The sequence below is a fragment of the Dietzia sp. DQ11-38-2 genome (genome assembly GCF_014145055.1).
Classification (GTDB): Bacteria; Actinomycetota; Actinomycetes; order Mycobacteriales; family Mycobacteriaceae; genus Dietzia.
Map to the genome: position 1 here is coordinate 1 of NZ_JAALDW010000048.1, position 4,129 is coordinate 4,129.

Consider the following 4,129-nt stretch of genomic DNA (forward strand, 5'->3'; position numbering starts at 1 on the left):
ACCGCCGCCGCGAGGCCGCGCCGGACCGCCGGGTCGCGTACCGCCGGGGCGACGGTGTTGAAGCCCAACTCGAGCTGGGCCGAGGCGTCCACGGTCACAGAGCGGATCCCGGGGACGGTGGCCGAGACGTCTGAGGCCAACGGGGTGGCCGCGACCATCGCGAGCGATCCCGGCCCACCGCGCAACGCCGCACCGAGTTGGCCGGCCCCGGTCGCCCGCCGGACGAGGATCTGATCGAGCTCCGGTGCCCGAGCCCAGTACCGGTCGTTGCGGACGAACTCGATCTCGCCGCGGCCGATGTCGGCGACACGGATCATGTACGGCCCCGCGCTCATCGCGGGAAGTCGGGCCATCGCGCCCTGGAATCCGTCCGGGGCGTCCTTGAGGATGTGCCCGGGCAACAGGTCGGCGAACAGGGTCTGCCAGTCCTCCGGCGGGGAGTCGAAGACCACGTCCACGACCTTGCCTCCGGCACCCGACCGGACCTCCACGATCTGCTCATAGCCGGCGGGATCGACGACCCCGGGCTGGGTGGTCATCTGTCGCCAGAGGTACTCGAAGTCCTCCGCCGCGACCGGCACACCATCGGTCCACTGGGCCTGGGGATCGATGGTGTACCGGATGGTCCGCGGATCTGCCGGCCGGGGCTCCGCGGACACCAGGAGGTCGCGGTTGAGCACCGGGTGCCCATCCGGACCGGGGACGAAGGCGCTGGGCAGCAGTAAGGAGGCCACCAGATCCGTGTCGACCCCCTGGTCGGCCAGCAGATGTGGGTTGAATCCCGGGTCGACGCGGTCGAGAGCCAGCAGGACTCCGCCACTCGACAGGCTGACGGTCTCCCCGTCGACACCGTCCTCCCCCACCACGGTGGGAGGGGGCGGGTCCGCCACGCACCCCGCGAGGACGACGAGGGAGAGCACGCCGGCCAGCACGGCGGTACCGCGCCGACGGCCCGACGCCCCCTTCATCGCCACCGGGGCCCTCGTCAGCTGACCGACTGCTGCTCGCGGGACTTGGACCTGCTACGGGCCTTGGCCCGCTCGTTGGCGGTGAGCAGCACCTTGCGCACGCGGACGGCGTCCGGTCCGACCTCCACACACTCGTCGCCGGCGCAGAACTCCATGGCCTCCTCCAGCGAGAGGTTGCGGTGCTTGGACAACGTCTCGGTCGCGTCGGAGGACGCCGCACGCATGTTGGTGAGCTTCTTCTCCTTGGTGATGTTGACGTCCATGTCCTCGGAGCGCGGGTTCTCGCCCACGACGACCCCTTCGTAGACCTCGGAACCGGGTTCGATGAAGAAGTCGCCGCGATCGGCCAGACCCAGCAGGGCGAACGCGGTGGCCTTGCCGGCGCGGTCCGCCACGAGGGAGCCGGTGTGCCGCGAGCGGATCTCCCCGACCCAGGGCTCGTACCCGGCCGACACGGAGTTGGCGATGCCGGCTCCCCGCGTCTCGGTCATGAAGGTCGTGCGGAAGCCGATGAGACCCCTGGCCGGGACGGTGAACTCCATCCGGACCCATCCGGTGCCGTGGTTGCTCATCTGCTCCATGCGACCCTTGCGGGCGGCCATGAGCTGGGTGACCGCACCGAGGTACTCCTCCGGCACGTCGATGGTCATGTGCTCCATCGGCTCGTGGACCTTGCCGTCGATCCGGCGGGTGACCACCTGGGGCTTGCCGACGGTGAGCTCGAAGCCCTCGCGGCGCATGGTCTCGACGAGGATGGACAGCGCCATCTCACCGCGGCCCTGCACCTCCCAGTCGTCGGGACGCTCGGTGTCGATGACCTTGAGCGAGACGTTGCCCACCAGTTCCTGGTCGAGCCGCGCCTTGACCATCCGCGCCGTGAGTTTCGTGCCGCCGTTCCGTCCGGCGAGCGGCGAGGTGTTGACGCCGATGGTCATCGAGATCGCCGGTTCGTCGACCGTGATCTTGGGGAGCGCGACCGGGTTCTCCGGATCGGCGAGGGTGTCGCCGATCATGATGTCGCTGATCCCGGCCACCGCCACGATGTCTCCGGCCACGGCCTCCTCGGTGGGCACGCGCTCGACGCCCTTGGTCGCCAGCAGCTCCGAGATGCGGACGGACTTCGTCTCCGTCTCGCCGTCGGCGAGGTGGTGGATCCACGCGACCTGCTGGCCCTTGCGCAGACGCCCGTTGTGGATGCGCACCAGGCCGATCCGGCCGAGGAAGTTGGAGGCGTCCAGGTTGGTGACGTGGGCCTGGAGCGGCGCGTCGGCGTCGCCGCGGGGGGCGGGGATCACCTCGTAGAGGAGCTTGAAGAAGTCGTCGAGGTTCTCCGCGTCCGGCTCCTGGCCGTTCGCGGGCTGGGTGGTGGACGCCTTACCCGCGCGACCCGAGGCGAAGACCACGGGGAGTTCGAGTGCGTGCTCCGCGGCGGCCTGGGCGGCGGGGTCCTCCAGATCCGAGGCCAGGTCGATCAGCAGGTCCTGGGCCTCCTCGACCACCTCGTCGATGCGGGCGTCCGGCCGGTCGGTCTTGTTGACGACGATGATGACGGGCAGGGACGCGGCGAGCGCCTTGCGCAACACGAAACGGGTCTGTGGGAGCGGCCCCTCGGAGGAGTCGATGAGCAGGACCACGCCGTCGACCATGTTCAGGCCACGCTCCACCTCCCCGCCGAAGTCCGCGTGACCGGGGGTGTCGATGATGTTGAGGACCAGGTCCGCGCCGCCCGCCCCCGCGCCCGGCCGCCGTACGGCGGTGTTCTTCGCGAGGATCGTGATCCCCTTCTCGCGCTCGAGATCCCCCGAGTCCATGACCCTGTCCACGAGCTCCGCGCGTTCGTCGAACGCTCCGGACTGGCGCAGCATCGCGTCGACGAGTGTCGTCTTGCCATGGTCGACGTGCGCGACGATGGCGACGTTGCGGAACTCGGTCAGGGCCATACGGTGGGTTCTCCCTCAGAGGCTTTCGGCGCCACGGGTGACTGTGCGGTCGCCGGGCGCGTGGTGGGAATCTGCGGGACGTCCGCGTGATCCACAGGCGCGTCCGTCGGAGCGCGCGTGCGCGTCCACATTACCCGTATCGGCCTCCGAGCCGTCATCCCGAGCGCGCGGGGGCCGCACGCACGAGGCTCCTGTTATTTACATCACAAGTATCTTCTGCCACACTGGCCTCAGAAGCCCCAGCAGCAGGGCCTCCGGTATCCACAGCTGTCACCGTTGTGAGAGCATCGAGCCGTCGATTGGTCGGCCCGCCGACCGGTCCGTCCGCCTCATCCGAAGAATGGACTCGCCAGTGATCCGCCACTCGCTCAGGAACTCGTTCAGGACCCTCGGTCTCGGTGCCGCCGCCGCCATGGCGGTGTCGCTCGCCGTCCCGGCCTCCGCGAGCGCCCAGTCACTGGACGAGCTGGGGCGGCCGACCGAGCCGGTCCTGCAGGCCATCGAGAACCTCTCCGAGCAGCAGTGGATCCCGGAGGAGACCCGGGGCACCATCGCCCGGTTGGTCGGATTCTTCCGCGGGTCCGGCGAGCCGGGCACCCCGATCCCCACGAACGGTCCGGTGATCGCCCAGTTCGCCTATCCGACGATCATGCAGAACTGCATCGACGGGGAGCAGACCGCGGTCGGGGCCGCCACCGCTGTGCCGGGCCCCGCCGGTCTTCCCCTGCCCGGTATCCCGGGCGGTCAGCTCGGCTTCGTCTTCACCGCCCTCGGCACCGAGGGTGTCGCACCGCAGCAGGTCCAGCCCATGACGGTGGACTGGTTCAACATCACCAACGGTCGACGGGGCACCACGGTGCTCAGCTACAACGGGATCAACGAGGGCGGGCCGGCGACCCTCAACGGCGTCGCCGACACCGGCCCGGGCCAGGTGCTGATGCTCCTGCAGGGGGGCGTCACGACCACCCTCGCCGGTGGAGGGACCTCCAACTGTGTCTCCCTGCCGCTGGTGGGTTCCGCGTACGTCCCGTGACCCCCGCGGCGTGGGGCCCGACCGTCCCCACCCCGTCATGAACGACACGAGCAAGGCCCGTCTCGCCCTCGCCGGCGACGGGCCTCTCGTCGTTCTCACGGGTGCCGGAATGAGCGCGGAGAGCGGGGTACCCACCTTCCGGGACGCGCAGACCGGATTGTGGGCACGCCACGACCCCGCCGCGCTCG

At 70.0% G+C, this 4,129-nt stretch carries 4 protein-coding genes; 2 read left to right on the plus strand and 2 right to left on the minus strand.

Annotation, left to right across the window (positions count from 1 at the left end):
• Together G6026_RS02220 and typA are read right to left on the minus strand one after the other, a co-directional pair.
• Nucleotides 1–968: ABC transporter substrate-binding protein (locus tag G6026_RS02220; RefSeq protein ID WP_241727922.1), on the minus strand; the 968-nt coding region annotated here is incomplete at its 3' end.
• A gap of 17 nt (nucleotides 969–985) precedes the next feature.
• A complete protein-coding gene (typA, locus tag G6026_RS02225; RefSeq protein ID WP_107756765.1) occupies nucleotides 986–2,908 on the minus strand; it encodes a translational GTPase TypA in 1,923 nt (640 codons plus the stop codon).
• A 340-nt stretch (nucleotides 2,909–3,248) separates the two neighbouring features.
• Here typA and G6026_RS02230 point away from each other — a divergent pair, with 340 nt between their 5' ends.
• Nucleotides 3,249–3,941 (plus strand): hypothetical protein, encoded by a 693-nt coding sequence (locus tag G6026_RS02230; RefSeq protein ID WP_194305641.1) that lies wholly within the window; start codon nucleotides 3,249–3,251, stop codon nucleotides 3,939–3,941.
• A 37-nt stretch (nucleotides 3,942–3,978) separates the two neighbouring features.
• A partial coding sequence (locus G6026_RS02235; RefSeq protein WP_277815589.1) for a Sir2 family NAD-dependent protein deacetylase occupies nucleotides 3,979–4,129 on the plus strand: 151 nt, incomplete at its 3' end.

Coding starts and splice junctions, on each gene's coding strand:
- G6026_RS02230 (WP_194305641.1), top strand. CDS start 3,249: ATGGACTCGCCAGTGATCCGCCACTCGCTCAGGAACTCGTTCAGGACC.
- typA (WP_107756765.1), bottom strand. CDS start 2,908: ATGGCCCTGACCGAGTTCCGCAACGTCGCCATCGTCGCGCACGTCGAC.